Genomic DNA, 22,345 nt, shown 5'->3' on the forward strand with positions numbered 1-22,345 from the left:
GCTCTCGAGACATGACAGGTTTCACAAGACACCGAAACGAAACTAAGCCGCCGAGACGTTCGGCGGCTTAGTCATTTTCACGCCCGGTATTAAGGCAAGTGTCGCACCTAGTGGAATTTCTTGATTTCGCCGGACTTGAGGCGCGACAGGTAGCTGTCAAGCTCGCGCTTGACGACAGGCATCAGGACGTAGAGCGCGACAATGTTGACCACGGCCATGGCAAAGATCGCGGCATCTGAGAAGTCGATGACCGGTCCGAGGCTTGCCGAGGCACCGATCACAACGAAGATGCAGAAGATGACCTTGAACACGAGCTCCTTGCCCTGTCCCTCGCCAAAGAGGAATGTCCATGCCTTGAGGCCATAGTATGACCAGCTGATCATTGTCGAGAAGGCAAACAGGATGACCGCGATCGCCAAGATATACTTGAAGAACGGGATGGCCGAAGAGAAGGCTGCCGAAGTGAGGGCTACGCCTTTGTTGCCGTCGACTGTCTGAATGGTCGAAGCGCCTTCGTCGAGCAGGTACAGGCCTGTGTTCGGATCACTGATCAGCTGGCCGGTGATGATGATCACAAGTGCTGTCATCGTGCAGATCACGACCGTATCGATAAAGGGCTCAAGTAAGGAAACGAAACCTTCAGTGATCGGCTCCTTTGTTCTTACGGCAGAGTGCGCGATTGCCGCCGAACCAACACCGGCCTCGTTTGAGAATGCGGCCCGCTTGAAGCCTTGGATCAGCGCGCCGACCATTCCGCCTGCGACGCCTGCGCCAGTGAACGCGCCAGTTATGATTTCTCCGAAGGCCCAACCAATCATGTCCGCGTTCATGAGAAGAATGACCAAAGCCGTCAGAACATAAAGCACGCCCATGAATGGTACGACTTTCTCGGTCACGCTTGCGATGGATTTCAGACCACCGACGATGACCGCAAAAACGATGCCGGCAAAGACGATACCTGTGATCCAGCCCGGGTAGTCACCAACAACATTTGTGATCTGGGCATGGGCCTGATTGGCCTGGAACATATTGCCACCACCAAGAGCACCAAGAATACAGAACACGGAGAACAAGATCGCCATGAACTTGCCCGCAGGCACTCCGCGCTCCGCAAAGCCCTTCGTCATGTAATACATCGGGCCACCTGAAACGGTGCCATCCTCATATTCGTTGCGATATTTCACGCCTAGCGTACATTCGGTAAACTTCGATGCCATGCCCATCAGGCCGGCAAGGATCATCCAGAACGTCGCCCCCGGACCACCGATGCCGACAGCGACCGCCACACCGGCGATGTTGCCAAGGCCGACGGTGCCCGAGAGTGCGGTTGCCAACGCCTGAAAATGGCTGACCTCGCCAGCGTCGTTGGGGTCGGAGTAATCGCCTTTGACCAGCGAGATCGAATGCGGGAAGGCGCGGAACTGGATGAAGCCGAAATAGAGCGTAAAGACCGTCGCCGCGATCACCAACCACATAACGATCCACGGGAATGTGGTTCCGGGGAACGGGCTGAAGATGAAGTTGACGAACCAACCGGTCGCGTTGGCAAAGCCTTCATTGATGGTTTGGTCCAGTGATTGAGCCATTGCCGGAGCGGATGCGACCAGCAAAGTCAGAGCAGCAAGCGCTGCCGGCTTGAATAGGTTTTTCATGATATGTCCTGTCCGCTTACGGCACGATGGTGACAGGCACAGGTGCGGCCTGTGCCAGACTGATGGCAACTGAGCCGAACACACGAGATGTCAGACCGGGTTCCCCGTTACGACCGATGACAATTTGATCGGCGCCGCTGTCCTTGGCGATGTGGATGAGCGTTGCGGCGATGCCGCCGTATTTCAGCGCGGTTTCAATTTCCAAGCCACTTTCTTTGAGGCCCTCGACAGCAGGGGCGAGTATCGCGGCTTCGGCGCGCTCCAGTTCCTCGCGACGGCGTTTGTGCCGTTCTTCCAGCTCGGTTGGCGTCAGAAATGAATACGGAGACCATTCCAGCACGTGGGCAACGACAATGCTGCCGCCCTGTGCCCTGGTCAGGTCCGCAGCGAATGACAACGCGGCCTTGGCGCTGTCGCTGCCGTCGTATCCGACGACGATTTTATGGGACATCTGTTCCCTCCCTTTTGGTTGTTTTGTCTGTTTTAAGGACATCTTCAGGGTAGCCGGGTGGGGGCGATAAAGGTTCCTTTATTTCTTGCGAGTTCGGAAATTTTCTGGAAATATTGTTAATGATAATGAGTGTAGAGAGAAATTTTCTCATGGATCGATTGGATATGCGCATTCTTTCCATTCTTCAGAGAGACGGGCAAATCTCGATGGCGCGCCTCTCCGAACAGGTTGGATTGTCGCTCTCAGCCTGTCACAGGCGGGTCAAGATGCTTGAGGCCGATGGAAAGATCTCGCACTATGCTGCGCGCCTCAACCGCAAGCTCGTGGGGTTGGAAATTCAGGTCTTTATCGAGGCAAAGCTGGTCGGTCAGCGACGTGAGGACATTCAGGCGTTTGAGGAGGCCATTCATGAAATGCCAGAGGTTCTTGAATGTCATCTGATTTCGGGCGAGTTCGACTACCTTATCCGGGTAGCGGCTCGCAATACAGAAGACTACGAGAAGTTGTATCGTGACAGGCTGACACTGATCCCCTCAGTGGCTCAGATGAAGACATTGCTTTGCCTGTCGACGGTAAAAGAATTCCGGGGCTTCCACCTCGCAGAGTGATCATTGAGAGCGCTTGTTGATCCAGAGCAAGACCAAGCGGCCGGTACCGTTCGAACTCACAGGAAATGTTCGTGAAACCGTCTTGTCCCGGGTCAGGTGACCAGAGAATTTTTCCCTCTTCGCAGTCCAACCTTTGATCGGCCCCACAGATTGAAGCGAAAGATCCTTTGTACTCCGCTATCGGCCCGCTAATGATCCCAAAGACCCTCCCTATCGCAATGCTGGTCTAACGGCAGAGACTTGAGTTGAGCGACTGTAAATGCATATGATTTTGCCATGAAAATATCCTCCGTGGTGTAAACGTTCTGGCTTGGCACTGCCCGGTTCGTTCTGAGCTGCTATTTTGGTTTAAAATATTGATTTTAAACGAATATAAAATCCACCGTCACCCCTTGAGAACCTATGACACAAGAAAAATACCCCCCGGCAGGAGTATTTGGGGAACGATGAAAGACGCGCCGCGCGCGCGTTTCTTCTGGCCGGAAATATCCCGGGGGTTTGGGGGCAGAGCCCCCAATGCCACGTTAGCGGATGATGTTGACCCGGAGCTTGAGTCGTCGCCGCGCTTCTTTGGGGAGATGCCGGTTCAGACGGCTATTGATCAGGCCGAACAGGCCGAGGATAACCAGGGTAAGCAGGATGAAGTAGCCGGCGAGGATCGGGTAGGGCACGAAGGGGTTGAACGTCTTGTCCGCGAAGTAATTGGCGTAATAAAGCGCGTCGCCGCGTTGCTGCCAGGCGGGAAAACCCGAGAAGAAGACCAGTGTCGTGGCGTGAAAGAGAAAGATCGCCTCGTTGGTATAGGCGGGCCAGGCAAGGCGCAGCATGGTAGGCCAGATGATCCGACGAAAGCGCGCCCAGCCGGAAAAGCCATAGGCGTCGGCGGCGTCCACATCGCCTTTGGGGATTGAGCGCAGCGCGCCGTAAAAGATCTCGCCGGAATAGGCGGCGGTGTTGAAAAACAGCACGATCAGCGCGCCGGCCCAGGCCGAGGTGAAAGGATCGAAGATCGGGCTCACGGATTTGAGCGACAGAAACGCGAAATAGGCAAAGAAGAACTGGATGAAGAGTGGCGAGCCACGGAAGATGAAGATGAACCATGTGCTGGCGACACGTATTGCGCGGTTGCGCGCGCCCTTGCCGATTGCCAGCGCGGTTGCCAGAAAGAACCCCGCAAGCAGCGCCAGCGTGCCGAAATAGATGTTCCACAACAGGCCCGAGCCGATCAGGGTGACTTGCTCGCAAAGGGTGAAGTCTTCGCGGGGCAGCAGACGTTCGCCGATGCCGAGGCTGCGCAGGCCGTAATCCTGAATGGTCTGCCAGCAGCTCATGCGGCGGCCTTTCGCTGCGCGTCGCCGCCGGTGGTGGCCTGCCCATGGGTCAGTTTCTGCATGAGGCGTTCGAGAAACACCTCGGAAATCCGGGTAAAGCCGAGATAGAACACCAGAAGTGCAAGGAAATACCAAACGCGCCAGTCGCCATGCGGATAGTCGGTGAAGCGCGGATTGGCCGTGCCGCCCAGTTCGCGCGCCCAGTAGACGATATCCTCGATTCCCAGAAGGAAAAGCAGCGGCGTTGCCTTGATCAGCACCATCCAAAGGTTGCCCAGACCGGGAAGTGCATAGACCCACATCTGCGGCACCAGGATACGCCAGAAGATCTGGCGGCGCGTCATCCCGTAGGCTGCGGCGGTTTCAAGCTGGGCCTGGGGCACGGCGCGCATGGCGCCGTAGAGCACATTGGCCGCGAAGGCGCCGAACACGATAGCAAAGGTCAGCACGGCGAGCGAGAAACCGTATATTTCATGGATCCATTGCGGTGCATTGCCGAGCGGCAGCTTGGCCTGGGTGCAGACCACGAAATCACTGCCCTGTCGGATCGGCTGATCCCAATCGGGGCAGAGCAATTGGTGGCGCATCCATTCGAAGCCCTGATCCAGTGCGATCACGAAGAACATGAAGAAGGCGATGTCGGGCACGCCGCGCACGATGGCGATATAGCCCTTGCCCAGCCAGCTGACCGGCCAGATCCGCGACCGTGCCGCCGCGGCTCCGCCGAAGCCGAACAGCAGCGCCGTGGGTGCGGTGATCGCCAGCAGCAAAAGCACAACCCCGAAGGAGATATAGAACTGCATGTGCTTGCCGGTCGTGAGGTAGCACGACAGCCATGTGAGCCCTGACAGCGTTTGGGGGTCTGTGCAGTAGGAAAACATGCCGGTGCATCCTGCAGGGGTCGGCCCCGGTCTGAGGAGCGGGACGAGGGAGGGCCGGGTGCTATGCCCGGCCCATCAGAGGATCAGAACGTCGAGGAGACGTCCCATTTGGTGATCAATTCGTTCAGGCTTCCATCGTCCTTCATCGACTGGATGGCGGCATCGAACGTGTCGCGCAATTCGGCATCCGATTCCCGGATGCCCATGCCGACGCCACCGCCAAGGGGCACATCGGGGCCGACGATCATCAGCTCGGCGTCTTCCTCGGCGATGGGTGTGAGGAACGACTTGTCGGCCAGAACCGCGTCCGCCTCGCCGTTGCGCACGGCGGCGATGGTTTCCTCGGGCGTGGCGAATTCGACCAGCGTGGCGCCCTGCTCGGCGATATAGGCGGCCTGGATCGTGCCGGATTGCGCGGCGATCACACCGCCTGTCAGGTCGACATCTTCCGACATTGCCAGATAGGCCGAGGGATCGGGCGGCGTGTAGTTCTGGGTGAAGTCGATGACCTGATCACGCTCGTCGGTGATCGACATGCCGGCGATGATCGCATCGTAGTTGCCCGAGACGAGGTTGGGAATGATGCTGTCCCAATCATTTGTGACCCATTCGCAGGTCAGCTGGGCGCGCACGCACAGCTCGTCCCCCAACTCGCGCTCGAAGCCGTCAACCTGTCCCGCGTCATTGAGAAAGTTCCACGGAGGATAGGCGCCCTCGGTGCCGAGGCGAACGACGTCCTGAGCCATCGCGAGATTGGCCGAAAAGGCCAGTGCTGCAGTGGAAAGGATGATTTTTTTCATATGGTTACTCCCGTTTCTTGATGTTTTACGCGGCCATTGTCGAGTTGAGAAACTGCCGCAGGCGTTCGGATTTTGGGGCCTTGAACAGGATATCGGGCGCGCCTTCTTCCTCGATCAGGCCTTGATGTAAAAAGACAACGTGATCAGACACATCCGCCGCCATCTTCATGTCATGGGTGACGATCATCATGGTCCGGCCTTCCGAGGCCAGATCCTTGATGACGCGAACCACTTCCTGTTCGAGTTCCGGATCGAGCGCGCTGGTGGGTTCGTCGAAGAGCAGCGCCTCGGGCTCCATGCAGAGCGCGCGGGCGATCGCGGCGCGCTGTTGCTGGCCGCCCGATAGCTGCGCCGGGTAGGCGTCGCATTTGTCGCTGATGCCCACCTTGTCGAGATAGGCGCGCGCGGCCTGTTCGACTTCGGCGCGGTCACGGCCCAGCACGGTCACCGGGGCTTCCATCACGTTCTGCAGGATCGTCATATGCGCCCAGAGATTGAACTGCTGAAAGACCATCGACAGGTTCGTGCGGATGCGAAGAACCTGATTGAAATCAGCAGGATGGCGATCAAGGCCCTGACCCGCCCACTTGACCGGTTCGCCCTTGAACAGGATATCGCCCTGCTGGCTGTCCTCGAGCAGGTTTGCACAGCGCAGGATGGTGGATTTCCCGGACCCCGAAGATCCGATCAGCGAGACAACGTCGCCGCGGTGGGCGGTGATATCAACGCCCTTGATCACTTCAAGCGCCCCGTAGGCCTTGTGAAGGTTGCGGATTTCTATGACAGGCGTGTCTTTGGTCAAATGCTGGGTCCGTCGTTTGGGCCGCGTCATTCCGAAAGTAGAAAGAAAAAACTGCATGTTGCAACTTGCAAAACGAAAGATATGCCCGATTGGGCACCGTTTTGACGTTGGGTCATGCCGCTTCGGGCGGTGACGGCGTGCGATTGGGCGGGATGAGGACGGTTCGTACGAACATGCAGGCGATTTCGTACGAGTCCGCAATTCGCCTTTGGGCCGATCCGATCGCCACGGCGCACGGGTCATCTGCTGCCACCGTCCGGGGGCGGTTCGGCATGGCCGAGGCTGTGATCAGGGGCGCTGATCCACCCGGCGGCGGGCCAGGGCGCTGTCGCGGTCGTTCACACCCAAGAGGTTGGCCACGAGCCGCACGAGGGCGTCTTCGTCCTGATCGCGCGCTCCGTCGGCCAGAGCGACTTCCCACAGCGCCTCGATCACGCCGACACGCTCGTCATAGGGCACGGCGTCCTTGATGGCGCGGGTGAAGCGCACGGTGTCCGGCGCTTCGGATTCCAGTTGCTCGGCTTCGGCGCGCAGGGCGGCGGCGGCGGATTTGTCCAGATGATACCGGGCCGAGATGATCCGGTCGATGCGGATGATCTCGGAGGCGGCGTAATGGCTGTCGGACCGCGCCAGACGCACCAGAAGGGCGGTCAGGGCGCGGCGCGCGTCGGCGTCGTCAAGCGGTTCGGGTTCGGGCTGGACGAGCTTTTTGAGAAGATCTGCGAACATGGGGGGAATATAGGCTTTCGTGTCGGGGGCGAAAAGGGCTATCGGGTTTCGTCGAGCGCACGGGCGCGGGCGGCGTCGCTGTCGGCCTCGGACAGGCCCAGAGCCTCTTGTGCGGTCTGGATGACGGCGATTTCCTCGTCCTGGCCGACATCGTCGGACAGAACCACCTCCCACAGGGCCTCGAGCGCGTCGATCCGCGCCTCGTGGGGCACGGCTTCGCGGATGAGATGCGCCAGCGCCCCGGTATCGGGAAACGCATGTTCCAGCTTTTCGCAGGTGGCGCGCATCTTGGCCGCCTCGATCGGGCCGATCGCGTTGACGCGGGACAGCAAACGGTCGATGCGGCGGATTTCCTCGAACCGGTAGAGATGATCGGATTTCGCGACGCGGACCATCAGCGCGCCGAGCGCCAGCTTGGCGTCCGGTTCCGGCAGGGGTTGCGGCTTGGGGGCGAGCAGGGCGGCCAGCAATCGGTTCAAGATGTCACTCCCCGTAGCCCTCGACGATCACCAGATCGCCAGTCGAGACCGGGTCGCGCAGGGCTTTGGCGGCCTGGTACCCCGGTGAGTCGTAGCAGGCCAATGCGGCGGCATAGCTGGGAAATTCAATCACCACGGTCCGGGCGCGGACCTGCCCCTCACGGGTTTCGCAGGGGCCGCCACGCACCAGAAAGCGCGCGCCGTATTCTGCGAAGGGCGCGGCATTGGCGGCTTTGTAGGTCTCGTAAGCTTGCGGGTCGTCCACATCGACATGCGCGACCCAATATCCTTTCGGCATGAAAAATCCCTTTTTGTCAAAACGCCATGGGCGCAGTTTGATAGAGGATATCGTCCAAGGCAATCCCGCCCGGATCGTCATTCGTGACGGTGATCGCGGCGATATCGGCCATACCGTCGCCTCGCCGAAAGCCCAGCTCGGTGATGCCGGTTTCCAGCCGGCGGCGGACCTGTCCGATCAGTGCGCCGTCGCGCCGGTAAAAGGCGAGGGTGAGTGTGCCTTGTGGTTGCGCGGCGCCAAGCGGGGCGGCGTAATCGCTGTGAATGCGCAGGCCGATGGCGCGCTGGCCGTGATCGAAGAGAAGTGCCACCGATCCTTCGCCGCGCGCGGCGAGCGCGGGAAACCCGGCGGGGCCGAGTGGAAACAGAGCGTTGGAGCCAAATCCGCGGTGATGCGAAACCGAAAGCGCGGCACCCGGCAGGCCCGCGGCGATCGCAAGCGGCGCTGTCGGGGGACCCTGCAAGATGTCATGCGGCGCGCCTGTGACCTGCTGGCCTGCAAGCCGTTCGCCCAGCCAAACAAGGCCCTCGCGCATGGGAGCATCCAGCCGGATGCCCGGCTCGGCGCGGCGCGGAAGGGTCTCGAAATCAAGTTTGGCGTCAAGCTCGACTTCGAGAAGGGCATAAGCCGTGTTTATCAGGGCCGCATCTGCCCGGGCTGGGCCCGCCAGCGCCAGCATGGCGAGAAAACCGGCAATATTACGCTTGTTTCGGAATGGCCTCAGAACGGACACAATTGCTCCCAAGAAATTGCGATATCCGGGGACAATCTAAACGCGACTGTCACCGGGTGACATGGCATTATAGCTTGCGGAGCGGTTTCATGCAGAATTTTGAGGAGTTCGACTGGCTTACAGGGTCAGAGGACGAGCACCTTGCCATGGCCTGGCAGGCGAGCCCCGCGCAGCTGCGCGATCTGGCGCGGCGGTATGACTGGTCGATGTATCCCGAAGCTGTCATGGGATGGGTCATGGCGCAGGCCTGCATTGATCTGGGATCGGCGCTCACGGCGTTCTTCAATGGCGACCCCGAGCGCTTCAACTATATCCCGAAGCGGCAGGTTTCCAAGGAATATCAGCCTGTTGCGGTCTTGCTGGACAATATCGTGCGCCGGGTGAACAGCGGGTATTACCTGGTGGATCCGGGCCGGGACGTGGCCAGCCGCAAGACGCTGGCGAAATGGCTGACCTATCAGGAGGCGGATCGGCTGGAGGGGCGGCAGGGCCGTTATGTGCTGGACGAGAAGATTCTGAGCACGCTTCTGGATGATACGCTGCGGCTTGATCGTGTGACCGAGACCGCCAGCTACAATTCCGATCCGAGCCTGTGGCGCGATCTTTTGAGCCCGGTGATGGATCTTGGCGTGCCACGCCGATTCTTGCGGTTCAAATCCGGGGATCGGTGAGGGGGCGCGTGTCCGCGCGCCCCGGATGAAAGGTCAGACAGCCTTGCGCCCTTTGGCTGGTGAATAACCGAAACGCGCCCGAAAGCTTTTGGTGAACACCACCGGAGAGGTGAAGCCCGACGCCACGGCGATTTCGGTCACGCTGAGATCGGTTTCGCGCATCAGGCCGCGCGCATGATCCAGACGCAGATCGCGGAAATAGCGGTAGGGCGTTTGATGCAGGTATTTGACGAACAGGCGTTCCATCTGTCGGCGCGAACAGCCTGCGGCCTCCGCCAGGTCATCCATGCTCACGGGTGTTTCGATATTGGCCTGCATCGCCTTGATCGCGCGCACAAGCAGCGGGTTGCGGCTGTCGAGTGCATTGCTGATCGAGGCGCGCTGCGGGGCGCGTTGGGCGCGGCGTTGCGTGTGCAGGCACATGTCGGCGACCACATCGGCAAAGCTTCGGCCGTAATCGGCTTCGATCCGGTCGAGCATCATGTCGGCCGCACCGACCCCACCGCCGCAGGTGAAAGGCGAAATGCCGAACGCCTGTGGTGGGCTTGACCGCAAAGAACGCGGCACATTGCGGGATGATGGGCGCCGGAAAGCTGGGCGATGTTGCGGTCCGCGAATTCCAGGATCTGCATCCTGTCCAGCCATTTGCGGGCGCGGGTGACGCGCTCGGCCTTGGCGACGCCGCGCATCTTGAGGCTGAATTCGACGTTTTCCTGCACCGTCAGGAACGGAAAGAGCGCCAGGCTTTGCCAGACCATCGGCGTGTCGCGGTCCCATGTGGCCTTGCCGTTCACGCGCACCCCATCAAGATAGATATTGCCTTGGGTGGGGTCCTCGAGACCGGCCAGCATCCGCAAGGTCGTGGTCTTGCCGCAGCCTGACGAGCCCATGATCGCCAGAAATTCGCCGCGCCCGATCTCGAAGTCGGCCCGCTCGACGGCGGTGAAGTCGCCGAATTTCTTGACCACGCCTTCAAGCTTCACGATGGCGTCGGATTGAATGATGGAACGCATGTTCATGGCCTGTCCTTTGAAGCATTGCGCAACAGCATCTGCGCCAGGATGATGAGGGTGATCGAGCTGAGAAACGCCAGCGATCCGATCGCGTTGATACGCGGGCTGACCTGACCCTGAAGAAAGCCGAGGATTTTCACGGGCAGCGTTTCGTTCAGACCGGAAACGAACCAGGCTACCGCGAATTCATCGAAGGACACTGCCATCGTGATGAACAGCGCGGCAAGGATCGCGGGCTTGGTGAAGGGGATGATGACATGGCGCAGCGTGGCCCATTCATTGCCGCCGAGATTCCACGACGCCGCTTCGAGGTCGCGGTCCATCTGCGACAGGCGGAGGCGGATGATCGCCATGGCGAAGGGGCTGCACATGACGCCATGCGCGATGATGACGGAAACGGTGCTGTCCGAAAGGTTGACCCGCGAAAGAAAGGCCAGCATCGCAAGCCCCAAGATGACCACCGGGATCGTGGGCGGCAGAAGGGAGAGGGCGAGATAGACCTTCTTGCCGAGAAAGTTGTAGCGAAAATCGGTATAGGCTCCGCCGAAGCCCAGCACCGTGGCGATCACCGCCACGATCAGGCCGACGATCACGGTATTGAAGAACCCGGCCCAGACGAAGGGATCTTCCCAGATCAGCCGATACCACTCGGTCGAGACTTCCCCGAGTGGGAGCGAGGGAAAACGATCCGAGTTGAGAGAAAAGACGAAGCTTCCAAGGATCGGCGCGAAGATGAAGAGCACGCAGACCAGGATATAAAGCTTGAGACCTGCATTGATGAGACGGTTTCGGTTGCCGGTCATTTTCCACGCTCCTTGTAGGCAAAGCTGATGGCGGCGAAGGCGACTGTCAGCACGGCGCTTGCCGTGGCCAGCATCGCCGAGCGCGCATAGGCGTCCCAGAAGGTGCCCCGTGTCAGAATGCGCTCCCAGTTGCCGAAATTCAGATCCGGCGTCATCTGGAAATTACGCACGCTCCAGAAGCTTATGGCGATCAGGAACAGCAGCGGAAAGGCGAAGAAGGCCAGTTGCCAGATCAGCAGCGGCAAGGACAACACGAGCGAAAACAGGCTGGGGCGGGATCGGGTCATGTGTTCGGGCTTTCACTGGGGCAGGGACGAGGCCGCCGGACGCCGCGAGACGGGCGCCCGGCATCACTCGGGTCAGGCGCCCTTGTAGTCGGACCAGAAGTCGTTCCAGTCCTCGAGGCTTTGTTGCACGGGCAGTTGGCGATACTGGATGCGACCCTCGCGAATCATGTCCATGGCGTTGCGGGTACCCAGAACCATGTTCTGGCGCTTGGCTTCGGCGAGGTTGTCGGCGTTGAGCATCTCCCAGCCCTTCTTGTTGGGCACCAATGCGGGATAGGCGGCCATGTCGGCTGATTTCGCCTGTCCTTCGGCCGAGGTGATCCACTGGATCCATTTGCGGGCCATCTCGTAATTGGCCGTGCCCTTGCCGATCGAGAAGGACTCGGTCCATTGCAGGCCGCCTTCTTCGGGGATGGTGGTGCGGACCTTGGCACCGTTCTTTTCCAGCACGCCGGTGATCCAGTCGCCGATCCCGGCAAAGGCCAGCATCTGCCCGTCATTGAGCAATGAGAACGTGCCGCCATAGTCGAAGAACCCGCCGACCTGACCGCGCATGGCCATCGTGGCCTCTTGCAGTTTGTCCCAGCCGGCATCGTCGATGTCATAGGCGGACGTATTGCCGGCGGCGAGGCTCATTTGCCCGAGATTGGGCAGATGCCAGTCGAAATGGCCGACCTTGCCGGTCACACGCTGGTCGGCGAAGACCGAATAGCTGGCGGCGTCCTTTTCGCTGAGAACATCGATATTATGCGCGACACCCAGAAAGCCGAAGCGCGTGATCACCGAATAGAGCGTGTCGCCCTGCCAATGGCCGGGGAATTTCTGAAATTCGGGGAAGAAATCGTCAAAGGCGTAATCGGCGGCATCGAGCGGCTCGATATAGCCTGCGGCATTGAGCTGTTGCACATATTCGGCGTCCGACAGGATTACGGTGGTGCAATCGGGCGATATCCTCAGCCTCAACACCTTTCCGATGATCTTCGGCTATTACACCGCGCTGGAGCGGACGCTGTTTTGCGACTCGGTGGATGATGCGAGCCTGGATGTCTGGGAAAAGAACGTGGCGGTGCATCGTCGCGGACTCAAGCTTATGAAGCCGGGTGCGCGCTGCATGGATATCGCGATCGAACTGAACGAGATGTATCGCGAATGGGACCTGCTGAAATACCGCTCGTTCGGCTATGGCCACAGCTTTGGCGTGCTCAGTCACTATTACGGGCGCGAGGCCGGGGTCGAACTGCGCGAGGATATCGACACCGTGCTCAAGCCCGGCATGGTCGTGTCCATGGAGCCGATGGTCATGATCCCCGAAGGGTGCCCGGCGCGGGCGGCTACCGAGAGCATGATATCCTCGTGATCGGCGAGGATGGGGCGGAGAATATCACCGGGTTTCCCTTCGGTCCCGAGCATAACATCGTCGGGTCCAACTGATCGCACGCGATGGGCAATGGCCTTTCGGTGATGATTGCGGCGGCCAGCGTTTTCCTGACGCTGGCCGCCATTGCCTGTGCGCCACCCAAAGGGGCGGGCGGCGCCGAGCAAACATGTGCCGCCCTGCGGATGCCGGTTGCTGGCGCTGCAGCCTTCGGCGTATCCTTTTGTCCAAGGCGCGAGTGAGGCGACGATGCTGCATTCAGGACGCGGCACGCCCCCTGTCGGGCGCCGTACCGCGCCCCCGCATTGAGGATGACAGGTGCTTGGATGGATGATGTTTCGCTTGGTCTGATGCTCGATCTGGTCGGAACATTCGTCTTCGGTCTGAGCGGGGCGACACTGGCGGTGCGCCGGGACTTCGACATTTTCGGCATTCTGGTTCTGGCCATCGCTGCGGCCCTCGCGGGAGGCGTGATCCGGGATGTCTTTCTGGGTGCCACACCGCCAGCCGCATTCAGCGACACGCGCTATATCGCAGCCGCCGCGTTGGCGGCTGGCGCCGCGTTCGTCGGATACCGTGTGATCGAACGGCTCGCCAAGCCCGTGATGCTGCTCGATGCGCTTGGTCTGGGCCTGTTTGCGGTCAGCGGATGCCGCAAGGCGCTGGAGGCCGGTCTTGATCCGCTGCCGGCTGTCATTCTGGGCGTGGTGACGGCGGTGGGTGGCGGCGCGCTGCGCGATATGCTGGTCGCGGAGCCGCCCCGCGTGCTGCGCGAAGAGGTCTATGCGCTGGCGGCGCTGATCGGGGCGGTCATCGTGGTCGCGGGAGATATGATGGCGCTTCCGCCCGGCTGGGCGGCGGCGATCGGCGTGGTGATGACGGCGGGGTTCCGCATCGTCAGCGTCTGGCGCGGATGGAACGCTCCGCGCGCGCCCGGATCAGGCAAACCCCGCTGAGCGGTCCCAGCCGGAGAGGCCTTGCCCGGGACCGCGCGCTTGCCGGCGTGTGCGGGTTTGAGCCGCGGTCTTCGTCCTGCGGCGGCGCGCAGGTCATGGGCGGGGGCCTCCGGCGGGGATATTTGAGGCCAGAAGAAGCGCCGGGATGCGAGATCACGGACGCATGAGCCAATCGCGCAGGCGGCAAGGCAGGACGCGCGCGGGACAGGCAGGTGTCAGCGTCCCTCGTCCTCGGGCGGGGCGTCGGGGTCGGGTTGGCCGATGCCCTTGAAGATGAATTTGAACGGCGTGATCCACAAGAACCCGAGGCCCACATAGATCGCGAACTCTACCCAGAGCGGGGGGCGGTCGAAGAGATCGACCAGGTTGACGGCTGCCACGATATAGAGCGGCAGGCCGATCAGCAGGATCACCAGGGACCAGCGCTTGCGCGCCTTGTAGCTCAGCTGCATATGCCCTCCGCTTCGGGGTGGATCGGATCAATCGGCGAACGGATCGGTCACGAGGATCGTGTCTTCGCGCTCGGGTGAGGTGGAAAGTAGGGCAACGGGGCAGTCGATCAACTCTTCGACGCGGCGCACGTATTTGATCGCGTTGGCGGGCAGATCGGCCCAGCTGCGCGCGCCTTCGGTCGACTCGCTCCAGCCGGGCATTTCCTCGTAGATGGGGCGGCAGCGGGCCTGCTGATCGGCGGCTGTCGGAAGGTAGTCCATCCGCTGGCCGTCAAGCTCGTAGGCGACGCAGATCTTGAGCGTCTCGAACCCGTCGAGCACATCGAGCTTGGTCAGGGAAATGCCGTTGACGCCGCTTGTCGCACAGGTCTGGCGCACGAGGGCCGCATCGAACCAGCCGCAGCGGCGCTTGCGGCCGGTGACCGTGCCGAACTCATGCCCGCGCGTGCCGAGCCGCGTGCCGTCTTCGTCTTCAAGCTCGGTCGGGAAGGGGCCTTCGCCCACACGGGTGGTATAGGCCTTGACGATGCCCAGCACGTAATCGATCGATCCCGGTCCCAGCCCGACGCCGGTGGCGGCCTGTCCCGCGATCACGTTCGAGGAGGTGACGAAGGGATAGGTGCCGAAATCGATATCCAGAAGCGCGCCCTGAGCGCCTTCGAAGAGGATGCGCTGACCGGCCTTGCGCCGTTCTCCCAGCACCTTCCAGACGGGCGCCGCGAAAGGCAGGACCTGTGGTGCGATCTCCTTGAGCTGCGCGATCAGGGCGTCGCGGTCCACCGGGGCGATGCCAAGGCCGCGCCGCAGCGGATCGTGGTGCTGCAGCGCCCGGTCGATCCGCGCCACCAGTGTCGCCTCGTCCGACAGATCGGCCACCCGCACCGAACGCCGGCCCACCTTGTCCTCATAGGCCGGCCCGATCCCGCGCCCGGTTGTGCCGATCTTGGTGCCCTTGGAGGCCGCTTCCTCGCGGGCGCGGTCCAGTTCGCCATGGATGGGCAGGATCAGCGGCGTGTTCTCGGCGATCATCAGTGTTTCGGGCGAGATCTCGACGCCCTGGTCGCGGATCGACGCGATCTCTTTCACCAGGTGCCACGGATCGAGCACCACGCCATTGCCGATCACGCTCAGCTTGCCGCCCCGCACCACACCCGAGGGCAGGGCGTTGAGCTTGTAGACCTTGCCGTCGATCACCAGCGTGTGCCCGGCATTGTGCCCGCCCTGAAAGCGGACGATCACATCGGCGCGCTGGCTGAGCCAGTCGACGATCTTGCCTTTTCCCTCGTCGCCCCACTGGGCGCCCACGACGACGACATTTGCCATGATGATCCTCTCGGTGATGGTCTTCGGACGAAACCCGCGCCGGTATAGCGGGCCGCGCGGCTGCGTGAAACAGCAAATTGACACCGTCTGGCGGGTGTGGGCCGATTGTCGGGTTGCGGGGTGCGCCCGAATTGCATAGATAGCCCGTCAGACGCCACCACCCGTATCCGACAAAGGCCGCCCTCAATGGAAAACGTCGTCCTCACCGTGCATCTCCTTCTGGCCCTCGCCCTGATCGGCGTGGTGCTGCTGCAGCGCTCCGAAGGCGGGGGGCTTGGCATGGGCGGTGGCGGTGGCGGCGCCATGACCGGCCGGGCCGCGGCCACGGCTCTGGGCAAGGTCACCTGGATCCTGGCGATCGCCTTCATCATCACGTCGCTGACGCTTACTGTTCTGGCGGCGCAAAAGGCGGGCGGGTCGTCCGTGCTCGACCGGATCACCGACGCGCCGCTGCGCGAAGAGCCGGCCGATCCGGTTCTGCCCGGCACGGGCGGCGATCTGCTGCCGCCGGCTGCGGACGATACCGCGCCGCTCACGCCGACAGCCGACTGACCACAATGGCTTGATGAATGGCCGACAGCCGCAACAGCATCTTGCGGTAAGCTTGCGCATGTCGCGAGAATCCATTATATGTCGAGTCCCGTGATGCCATGGCCGAATCCGGCTGGACAGGGCTCTGAACTGGCCTGATATCAGGCTGACACTCACGGGGGATCGCCAGCGCATGGCACGGTATATTTTCATTACGGGCGGCGTCGTTTCCTCACTCGGCAAGGGGCTGGCCTCGGCGGCACTGGGCGCGCTGTTGCAGGCGCGCGGCTTCTCTGTCCGCCTGCGCAAGCTCGATCCCTATCTCAACGTCGATCCCGGCACGATGTCGCCTTTCGAACATGGCGAGGTGTTCGTCACCGATGACGGCGCGGAAACCGATCTCGATCTGGGACATTACGAACGCTTCACGGGTGTGCCTGCCCGGATGAGCGACTCGGTCAGCTCGGGGCGCATCTACTCCAACGTGCTCGAGAAAGAGCGCCGCGGCGATTACCTGGGCAAGACGATCCAGGTCGTCCCGCATGTGACCAACGAGATCAAGGACTGGCTCGCCATCGGCGATGACGAGGTCGATTTCATGCTCTGCGAGATCGGCGGCACGGTGGGCGACATCGAGGGGCTGCCCTTCTTCGAGGCGATCCGCCAGTTCGGCCATGACCGTCCGCGTGGCAATTGCATCTACATGCATCTGACGCTGTTGCCCTATCTTGCCGCCAGTGGCGAGCTCAAGACCAAGCCGACCCAGCATTCGGTCAAGGAGCTGCAATCCATCGGCATCGCGCCCGATATCCTTGTCTGCCGCTCCGAGCAGCCCATTCCCGACAAGGAACGCGAGAAGATCGCGCTATTTTGCAATGTGCGCAAATCCGACGTGATCCCGGCCTATGACCTCGGCTCGATCTACGAGGCGCCGCTTGCCTATCATCACGAGGGGCTCGATCAGGCGGTGCTCGACGCGTTCCAGATTTCTCCCGCGCCCAAGCCCGACCTCAGCAAATGGCTCGATGTGGTGGACCGCATCCACCATACCGACGGCGAGGTGACGGTGGCCATTGTCGGCAAATACACCCAGCTCGAGGATGCCTACAAATCCATCAAGGAGGCGCTGACCCATGGCGGCATGGCCAACCGCGTCAAGGTGCGCGTGCAATGGGTCGATGCCGAGATCTTCGATACCGAGGATCCCGCCCCCCATCTCGAGGGCTTCCATGCGATTCTCGTGCCCGGCGGCTTCGGCGAGCGCGGCACCGAAGGCAAGATCAAGGCGGCGCAGTTCGCCCGCGAGCGCAAGATCCCCTATCTCGGCATCTGCCTCGGCATGCAGATGGCGGTGATCGAGGCGGCGCGCAATCTCGCCGGATTGACCGATGCCGGCTCCGAGGAATTCGACCATGAAGCCGGAAAGAAACGCTTCACCCCCGTGGTCTATCACCTCAAGGAATGGGTGCAGGGCAACGAAAAGGTCAAGCGCAACGTCTCGGACGACAAGGGCGGCACCATGCGCCTAGGCGCCTATGATGCCACCTTGAAAGAAGGCAGCCGCGTGGCCGGGGTCTATGGCACCACCGCGATCGACGAGCGTCACCGCCACCGCTACGAGGTGGATATCAAGTATCGCGAAAAACTCGAAGCGGTCGGCCTGTGCTTTTCCGGCATGTCGCCCGATGGCCGGCTTCCCGAAATCGTGGAATGGTCGGATCACCCCTGGTTCATCGGCGTGCAGTTCCACCCCGAGCTGAAATCCAAACCCTTCGCGCCGCATCCGCTGTTCGCGGATTTCATCCGCGCCGCGCTGGAAACCTCGCGACTGGTCTGACCCCGGCCGATTGGCGCGGCGCAATCGGCGTTTCTTCTGGCCTCAAATATCCCCGCCGGAGGCCCCCGCCTCAGATTGGCACCACGCCGCAGGATTACAGCAGGTGGCCGGATTTCGCCGCCTTGGTGGCCAGATAGGCGCGGTTATGGCTGTTCTCGCCCACCTTCAGGGGCACGCGTTCGGACACGGTGACGCCGCATTGCTCCATCATGGCGATCTTGCCGGGATTGTTGGTCAGCAGTCGGACCGACGAAAAGCCCATCCGCTTGAGAATGTCGGCGCCGATGCGGAAATCGCGCTCGTCATCCTCGAATCCCAGCCGGTGATTGGCTTCGACCGTGTCAAAGCCCTGATCCTGCAGGCTATAGGCGCGCATCTTGTTGGCAAGGCCGATGCCGCGCCCTTCCTGATTGAGATAGAGCAGTACGCCCGCGCCCTCGGCGCCCATCTGGGCGAGGGCACCGCGCAATTGCGGGCCGCAGTCGCATTTCAGACTGCCCATCAGGTCGCCGGTGAAACAGGCCGAATGCAACCGCGCCAGAACCGGGGCGTCGCGGCGGGGCTGGCCGATCTCGATGGCGTAATGCTCCTCGCCGCCATCTTCGGGACGGAAGATATGCAGCCGGCCCGCCTCGGACACGGCCAGCGGCAGCCGGGCGCTCACCACCGGATCGAGCGGGCTTGACCGCGACATGAGCGCTGCCGCTTCCACGCCGGGGATCCGGGTCAGGTGGTGGGCCTCGGCAAACGCTTCGGGGGCTGTCAGATCCAGCATCAGCGCCGCGGGCAAGAGGCGCGCGGATTTCACCAGATCGAGCGCCAGACGGTGCAGATCCGCCGATCCGTCGCGCGCCGTCATCAGCGGGCCTTTCATAGGGGTCTTCAGATCGTCGGCGGGATCGGCCACCCCCAGAACCCATGACAGGCTGGCATCGGGGGGCACGATCACCCGCGCCAGATCGCCGTCATAGGCCCGCGCCTTGAGCGTCTGCGCGCGTCGCGCGCTGATCGCCAGAACCGGCTGCTGTCCAAGCGCGCGCAGATCGGCCAGACGCTGCGCATCCAGCGTTTCGGCAGCCAGGACCAGCGCGGCCTCGCACTCGTTCTGCAGCACCACGGGCACGCCCATGCGCAGATCGGCTCTGGCCCGGGCGAGCGTTTCGATCAGGTCGGGGGCAAGGGTCATGGCGGGCCTTTCCAGATTTCGGCCCGACAGATGTAGGGCTTTTTGAAACGAAATGAAATATTCCCTCGCAACCCAACACGTGGGCGTGAAGGGGATGTTGCAAATCTTGCTCTTTGGCATCTTCGGGCGCATTTGTGATCAAACAGCGCGAGGATGATTGTGATGGGACAGCTCAAGAAAATACTTCTGGTGGACGATGACGAGGATCTGCGCGAGGCGCTGAGCGAACAGCTCGTGATGACCGAGGATTTCGACGTCTTCGAAGCCGGCACCGGCGCGGATGCGATGGCCCGTGCGCGCGACGGCATTTATGATCTGGTGATCCTCGATGTCGGTCTGCCCGATACCGATGGCCGCGAATTGTGCCGGCTCATGCGCAAGCAGGGCGTGAAAGCGCCGATCATGATGCTGACGGGCCATGACGGGGATGCCGACACGATCCTCGGGCTTGATGCGGGCGCCAATGACTATATCACCAAGCCCTTCAAGTTCCCGGTTCTGCTGGCGCGGATCCGTGCGCAGTTGCGTCAGCACGAGCAGTCCGAGGACGCGATTTTCCAGCTTGGACCCTATACGTTCAAGCCCGCGATGAAGATCCTCATCGACGAAAGCGACCGCAAGATCCGCCTGACCGAGAAGGAAACCAATATCCTGAAATTCCTGTATCGCTCGCCGGATGGCGTTGTGGCACGCGATGTGCTTCTTCATGAGGTGTGGGGCTACAATGCCGGTGTGACGACGCATACGCTGGAGACGCATATCTACCGCCTGCGCCAGAAGATCGAGCCGGACCCCTCGAACGCGCGTCTGCTGGTCACGGAATCGGGCGGTTATCGTCTTTTGATGTGACACCGGCACGCAACCTGCAGGGTTGATTGATATTGACCCAGATCAATGCAGGCGGTCGCGCGTTGCGGCATCCTGAACCCAATCCCGTCGCATGTGCGGGTTATCACATGCAACCTCCCTGTTGGACTGGCCCCGGCTTCGCGCCGGGGCCTTTTTTGTGCCCCTTGGCAGCGCCCGGGCGATATGCGGGTGGCATCCCGGCCCCGCCGCGGTATAGACCAAGGCAACCGGGACATGACCACGAAAGGGGCGACAGATGGCATTCACGCTGGCCACATGGAACATCAATTCGGTCCGTCTGCGCGAGGGGCTGGTGGCGAGGCTCTTGCGCGAGGAAGCGCCGGATATCCTGTGCCTGCAGGAATGCAAAAGCCCGGTCGACAAGATCCCCGCCGAGAGCTTTGCAGCCCTTGGCTACCCCTACATGGTGGCGCGCGGGCAGAAGGGCTACAACGGCGTGGCGATCCTGTCGAAACTGCCGATCGAGGATGCGGGCGACATGGATTTCGCCGCATTGGGCCATGCACGGCACGTGGCGGGGCGTTTGGAAAACGGCGTGGTGATCCATAATTTCTACGTGCCTGCGGGCGGTGATATCCCGGATCGCGACAAGAACGAGAAATTCGGCCAGAAGCTGGATTATCTGACCGGCATGCGCGACTGGTTCCGCGACGGGCGCCCGCAAAAGGCGATCCTCGTGGGCGATCTCAACATCGCCCCGCGCGAGGATGATGTCTGGTCGCACAAGCAACTTCTCAAGGTGGTCAGCCACACTCCCATCGAAGTCGCGCATCTGGGCGATGTGCAGGAGGCCGGCGGCTGGGTGGACGTCACCCGCAGCGACATTCCCGAGGGCCAGTTGTACAGTTGGTGGTCCTACCGCGCCAAAGACTGGGACGCCGCCGACAAGGGTCGGCGGCTGGATCATGTCTGGGCCTCGGCAGATTTGGGGCAGGCGTTTCATTCAAGTCGCGTGTTGCGCGCCGCGCGCGGGTGGGACCAACCCAGTGATCACGCCCCGGTTTTCGCGACATTCGACTGCTGAACACCGCGTCTGGCGCGACAAGGTGACCAAAGGTAAGGTTTTCCATACTTATATTTTATTCCTGCCATGCAACAAGAGTTTCAGAAGGGCGGACAATGTTAAATATTGTCTGTGTACGATTGCCAGGGGTCTTGTCCTTCAGGGCGGCAAACCTGCCACGGTAGGATTGCTGCCCGCCCTGGGCACGCGTGGCGGCAATGGTCGCGTCCGGATGATGCGGCACGGACAGTTGCGCAGTCCCCGATACGAGGGTCCCCCCTTGCAACACCATCCTCGCTGCGCCATTTAGGCCCTATAGGGATCGCAACAAGCTGGAGTCCGCGACATGATCGAACTTGGTGGCAAGGCGCCGTCCGCACAGGATCTGATTAAAGATGTCTCGGAGGCCGATTTCATGGCCGAGGTTGTCGATGTCAGCCGGACCGTTCCGGTCATCGTCGATTTCTGGGCGCCGTGGTGCGGTCCGTGCAAGACGCTTGGCCCGGCGCTCGAGGCGGCTGTGACCAAGGCAGGCGGCGCTGTGAAGATGGTCAAGGTCAATGTCGACGAGAACCAGATGATCGCAGGGCAGTTGAGGGTGCAGTCGATCCCCACGGTCTATGCCTTCTGGCAAGGCCAGCCGATCGACGGGTTCCAGGGGGCGGTTCCGCCGTCGGAGCTTGAGGCCTTCATCGATCGTGTGATCGCCGCATCGGGCGGTCAGGCACCGGGCGATGAGCTGGCCGAGGCCGTGGCCGCCGCCGAAGAGATGCTCGAGCAGGGCGCCGCGGCGGATGCGGCGCAGACCTTTGCGGCGATCCTTCAGGAAGACGCGCAGAACGCCGCCGCCTATGGCGGGCTGGTGCGGTCCTATATCGCGCTCGATGATCTGGATCAGGCCGAGGCGATCCTGAACGGCGCACCGGCCGAGATTTCCAAGGCGCCGGAACTGGAAGCCGCCCATGCGCAGCTGGAACTGGCCCGACAGGCCGCCAACGCCGGCCCGGTCAGTGACTTGCGCGCCCGTGTGGACGCCGCCCCGGAGGATCATCAGGCCCGGTTCGATCTGGCGCTGGCCCTGCAGGCGAGCGGTCAGACCGCCGAGGCGGTCGACGAATTGCTGGAGCTCTTCCGCCGTGATCGCGAGTGGAACGAGGCCGCCGCAAAGCAGCAGTTGTTCACCATTTTCGAGGCCCTGAAACCGAATGATCCCGTTGTTCTGAACGGTCGGCGAAAATTGAGCTCGATGATATTTGCCTGATCGCCGGCGTGGG

The 22,345-nt window shown here is 61.7% G+C and carries 25 protein-coding genes and 2 pseudogenes; 9 read left to right on the forward strand and 18 right to left on the reverse strand.

Features of this window, described 5'->3' with window-relative positions; translation table 11 throughout:
* Positions 1–107 precede the first annotated feature (107 nt).
* The gene (locus F3H35_RS04560) at positions 108–1,652 is read right to left on the reverse strand and encodes an alanine/glycine:cation symporter family protein (RefSeq protein WP_149778462.1); all 1,545 of its coding nucleotides are present in this window, start codon (positions 1,650–1,652) and stop codon (positions 108–110) included.
* A gap of 16 nt (positions 1,653–1,668) precedes the next feature.
* Complete coding sequence (locus tag F3H35_RS04565) at positions 1,669–2,103, reverse strand: universal stress protein (RefSeq protein WP_149778463.1); 435 nt, start codon at positions 2,101–2,103, stop codon at positions 1,669–1,671.
* 149 nt (positions 2,104–2,252) lie between these two features.
* Between F3H35_RS04565 and F3H35_RS04570 the strand changes: the two genes are divergently transcribed.
* Positions 2,253–2,711, forward strand: a complete 459-nt coding sequence (locus tag F3H35_RS04570; protein ID WP_149778464.1) for an Lrp/AsnC family transcriptional regulator — start codon at positions 2,253–2,255, stop codon at positions 2,709–2,711.
* 524 nt (positions 2,712–3,235) lie between these two features.
* On the opposite strand, the gene F3H35_RS04580 is transcribed toward F3H35_RS04570, so the two are convergent.
* From F3H35_RS04580 to F3H35_RS04615, 8 genes are all read right to left on the reverse strand, one after another.
* A complete protein-coding gene (locus tag F3H35_RS04580; RefSeq protein ID WP_149778465.1) occupies positions 3,236–4,042 on the reverse strand; it encodes an ABC transporter permease in 807 nt (268 codons plus the stop codon).
* Positions 4,039–4,923, reverse strand: a complete 885-nt coding sequence (locus F3H35_RS04585; protein WP_149778466.1) for an ABC transporter permease — start codon at positions 4,921–4,923, stop codon at positions 4,039–4,041. The genes F3H35_RS04580 and F3H35_RS04585 overlap by 4 nt, the downstream gene beginning before the upstream one ends.
* Before the next feature lie 83 nt (positions 4,924–5,006).
* Positions 5,007–5,723: a transporter substrate-binding domain-containing protein gene (locus F3H35_RS04590; protein WP_149778467.1), complete on the reverse strand. Its 717-nt coding sequence runs from the start codon at positions 5,721–5,723 to the stop codon at positions 5,007–5,009.
* 25 nt (positions 5,724–5,748) lie between these two features.
* Positions 5,749–6,525: an ABC transporter ATP-binding protein gene (locus F3H35_RS04595; protein WP_149778468.1), complete on the reverse strand. Its 777-nt coding sequence runs from the start codon at positions 6,523–6,525 to the stop codon at positions 5,749–5,751.
* 288 nt (positions 6,526–6,813) lie between these two features.
* Complete coding sequence (locus F3H35_RS04600; protein WP_149778469.1) at positions 6,814–7,254, reverse strand: tellurite resistance TerB family protein; 441 nt, start codon at positions 7,252–7,254, stop codon at positions 6,814–6,816.
* Positions 7,255–7,292: 38 nt separating this feature from the next.
* Positions 7,293–7,733, reverse strand: coding sequence for a tellurite resistance TerB family protein (locus F3H35_RS04605; RefSeq protein WP_149778470.1), 441 nt, complete (start codon positions 7,731–7,733; stop codon positions 7,293–7,295).
* A gap of 4 nt (positions 7,734–7,737) precedes the next feature.
* Entirely contained in the window at positions 7,738–8,031 is a 294-nt protein-coding gene (locus tag F3H35_RS04610; protein ID WP_149778471.1) for a DUF1330 domain-containing protein, read from the reverse strand.
* Positions 8,032–8,047: 16 nt separating this feature from the next.
* Positions 8,048–8,710, reverse strand: a complete 663-nt coding sequence (locus F3H35_RS04615; RefSeq protein ID WP_149778472.1) for a hypothetical protein — start codon at positions 8,708–8,710, stop codon at positions 8,048–8,050.
* A 143-nt stretch (positions 8,711–8,853) separates the two neighbouring features.
* On the opposite strand from F3H35_RS04615, the gene F3H35_RS04620 reads away from it, so the two are divergent.
* A complete protein-coding gene (locus F3H35_RS04620) occupies positions 8,854–9,435 on the forward strand; it encodes a hypothetical protein (protein WP_149778473.1) in 582 nt (193 codons plus the stop codon).
* A gap of 33 nt (positions 9,436–9,468) precedes the next feature.
* Here F3H35_RS04620 and F3H35_RS04625 read toward each other — a convergent pair whose 3' ends face one another.
* From F3H35_RS04625 to F3H35_RS04645, 5 genes and pseudogenes are all read right to left on the reverse strand, one after another.
* Positions 9,469–9,918, reverse strand: coding sequence for a helix-turn-helix domain-containing protein (locus F3H35_RS04625; RefSeq protein ID WP_223228309.1), 450 nt, complete (start codon positions 9,916–9,918; stop codon positions 9,469–9,471).
* A gap of 101 nt (positions 9,919–10,019) precedes the next feature.
* A pseudogene (locus F3H35_RS04630) lies at positions 10,020–10,454 on the reverse strand (ABC transporter ATP-binding protein); the annotation flags it as partial.
* Positions 10,451–11,251 (reverse strand): ABC transporter permease, encoded by an 801-nt coding sequence (locus tag F3H35_RS04635; protein WP_149778474.1) that lies wholly within the window; start codon positions 11,249–11,251, stop codon positions 10,451–10,453. The pseudogene F3H35_RS04630 and the gene F3H35_RS04635, both read right to left, overlap by 4 nt.
* The gene (locus tag F3H35_RS04640; RefSeq protein ID WP_223228310.1) at positions 11,248–11,538 is read right to left on the reverse strand and encodes a hypothetical protein; all 291 of its coding nucleotides are present in this window, start codon (positions 11,536–11,538) and stop codon (positions 11,248–11,250) included. The genes F3H35_RS04635 and F3H35_RS04640 overlap by 4 nt, the downstream gene beginning before the upstream one ends.
* Positions 11,539–11,610: 72 nt before the next feature.
* Complete coding sequence (locus F3H35_RS04645) at positions 11,611–12,501, reverse strand: extracellular solute-binding protein (RefSeq protein ID WP_223228311.1); 891 nt, start codon at positions 12,499–12,501, stop codon at positions 11,611–11,613.
* Between F3H35_RS04645 and F3H35_RS04650 the strand changes: the two are divergent.
* Positions 12,473–12,969, forward strand: a pseudogene (locus F3H35_RS04650) (M24 family metallopeptidase); the annotation flags it as partial. The gene F3H35_RS04645 and the pseudogene F3H35_RS04650 overlap by 29 nt on opposite strands.
* 270 nt (positions 12,970–13,239) lie before the next feature.
* Entirely contained in the window at positions 13,240–13,869 is a 630-nt protein-coding gene (locus F3H35_RS04655) for a trimeric intracellular cation channel family protein (RefSeq protein ID WP_188129864.1), read from the forward strand.
* 215 nt (positions 13,870–14,084) lie between these two features.
* On the opposite strand, the gene F3H35_RS04660 is transcribed toward F3H35_RS04655, so the two are convergent.
* Both F3H35_RS04660 and F3H35_RS04665 read right to left on the reverse strand, forming a co-directional pair.
* Complete coding sequence (locus F3H35_RS04660) at positions 14,085–14,321, reverse strand: DUF2842 domain-containing protein (RefSeq protein ID WP_149778476.1); 237 nt, start codon at positions 14,319–14,321, stop codon at positions 14,085–14,087.
* Between the two features lie 27 nt (positions 14,322–14,348).
* Positions 14,349–15,644: an adenylosuccinate synthase gene (locus F3H35_RS04665; protein WP_149778477.1), complete on the reverse strand. Its 1,296-nt coding sequence runs from the start codon at positions 15,642–15,644 to the stop codon at positions 14,349–14,351.
* A gap of 186 nt (positions 15,645–15,830) precedes the next feature.
* Between F3H35_RS04665 and secG the strand changes: the two genes are divergently transcribed.
* Complete coding sequence (gene secG, locus F3H35_RS04670) at positions 15,831–16,196, forward strand: preprotein translocase subunit SecG (protein WP_149778478.1); 366 nt, start codon at positions 15,831–15,833, stop codon at positions 16,194–16,196.
* 172 nt (positions 16,197–16,368) lie between these two features.
* Positions 16,369–18,012 carry a CTP synthase gene (locus F3H35_RS04675; RefSeq protein WP_007814745.1) on the forward strand — a complete coding sequence of 548 codons (1,644 nt, stop codon included), beginning with the start codon at positions 16,369–16,371 and terminating at the stop codon, positions 18,010–18,012.
* Between the two features lie 94 nt (positions 18,013–18,106).
* Here F3H35_RS04675 and ribA read toward each other — a convergent pair whose 3' ends face one another.
* Positions 18,107–19,198 (reverse strand): GTP cyclohydrolase II, encoded by a 1,092-nt coding sequence (ribA, locus tag F3H35_RS04680; protein ID WP_149778479.1) that lies wholly within the window; start codon positions 19,196–19,198, stop codon positions 18,107–18,109.
* Positions 19,199–19,360: 162 nt separating this feature from the next.
* Here ribA and F3H35_RS04685 point away from each other — a divergent pair, with 162 nt between their 5' ends.
* The 3 genes from F3H35_RS04685 to F3H35_RS04695 all read left to right on the forward strand — a co-directional run bounded on the left by F3H35_RS04685 (position 19,361) and on the right by F3H35_RS04695 (position 22,332).
* On the forward strand, positions 19,361–20,047 hold the full coding sequence (locus tag F3H35_RS04685; RefSeq protein ID WP_149778480.1) for a response regulator transcription factor: 687 nt from the start codon (positions 19,361–19,363) through the stop codon (positions 20,045–20,047).
* Between the two features lie 256 nt (positions 20,048–20,303).
* Complete coding sequence (locus tag F3H35_RS04690) at positions 20,304–21,092, forward strand: exodeoxyribonuclease III (protein WP_149778481.1); 789 nt, start codon at positions 20,304–20,306, stop codon at positions 21,090–21,092.
* Positions 21,093–21,417: 325 nt separating this feature from the next.
* On the forward strand, positions 21,418–22,332 hold the full coding sequence (locus tag F3H35_RS04695; RefSeq protein WP_149778482.1) for a thioredoxin family protein: 915 nt from the start codon (positions 21,418–21,420) through the stop codon (positions 22,330–22,332).
* Positions 22,333–22,345: the final 13 nt, after the last annotated feature.

Source organism: Roseovarius litoreus (assembly GCF_900142765.1).
GTDB classification, from domain to species: domain Bacteria; phylum Pseudomonadota; class Alphaproteobacteria; order Rhodobacterales; family Rhodobacteraceae; genus Roseovarius; species Roseovarius litoreus.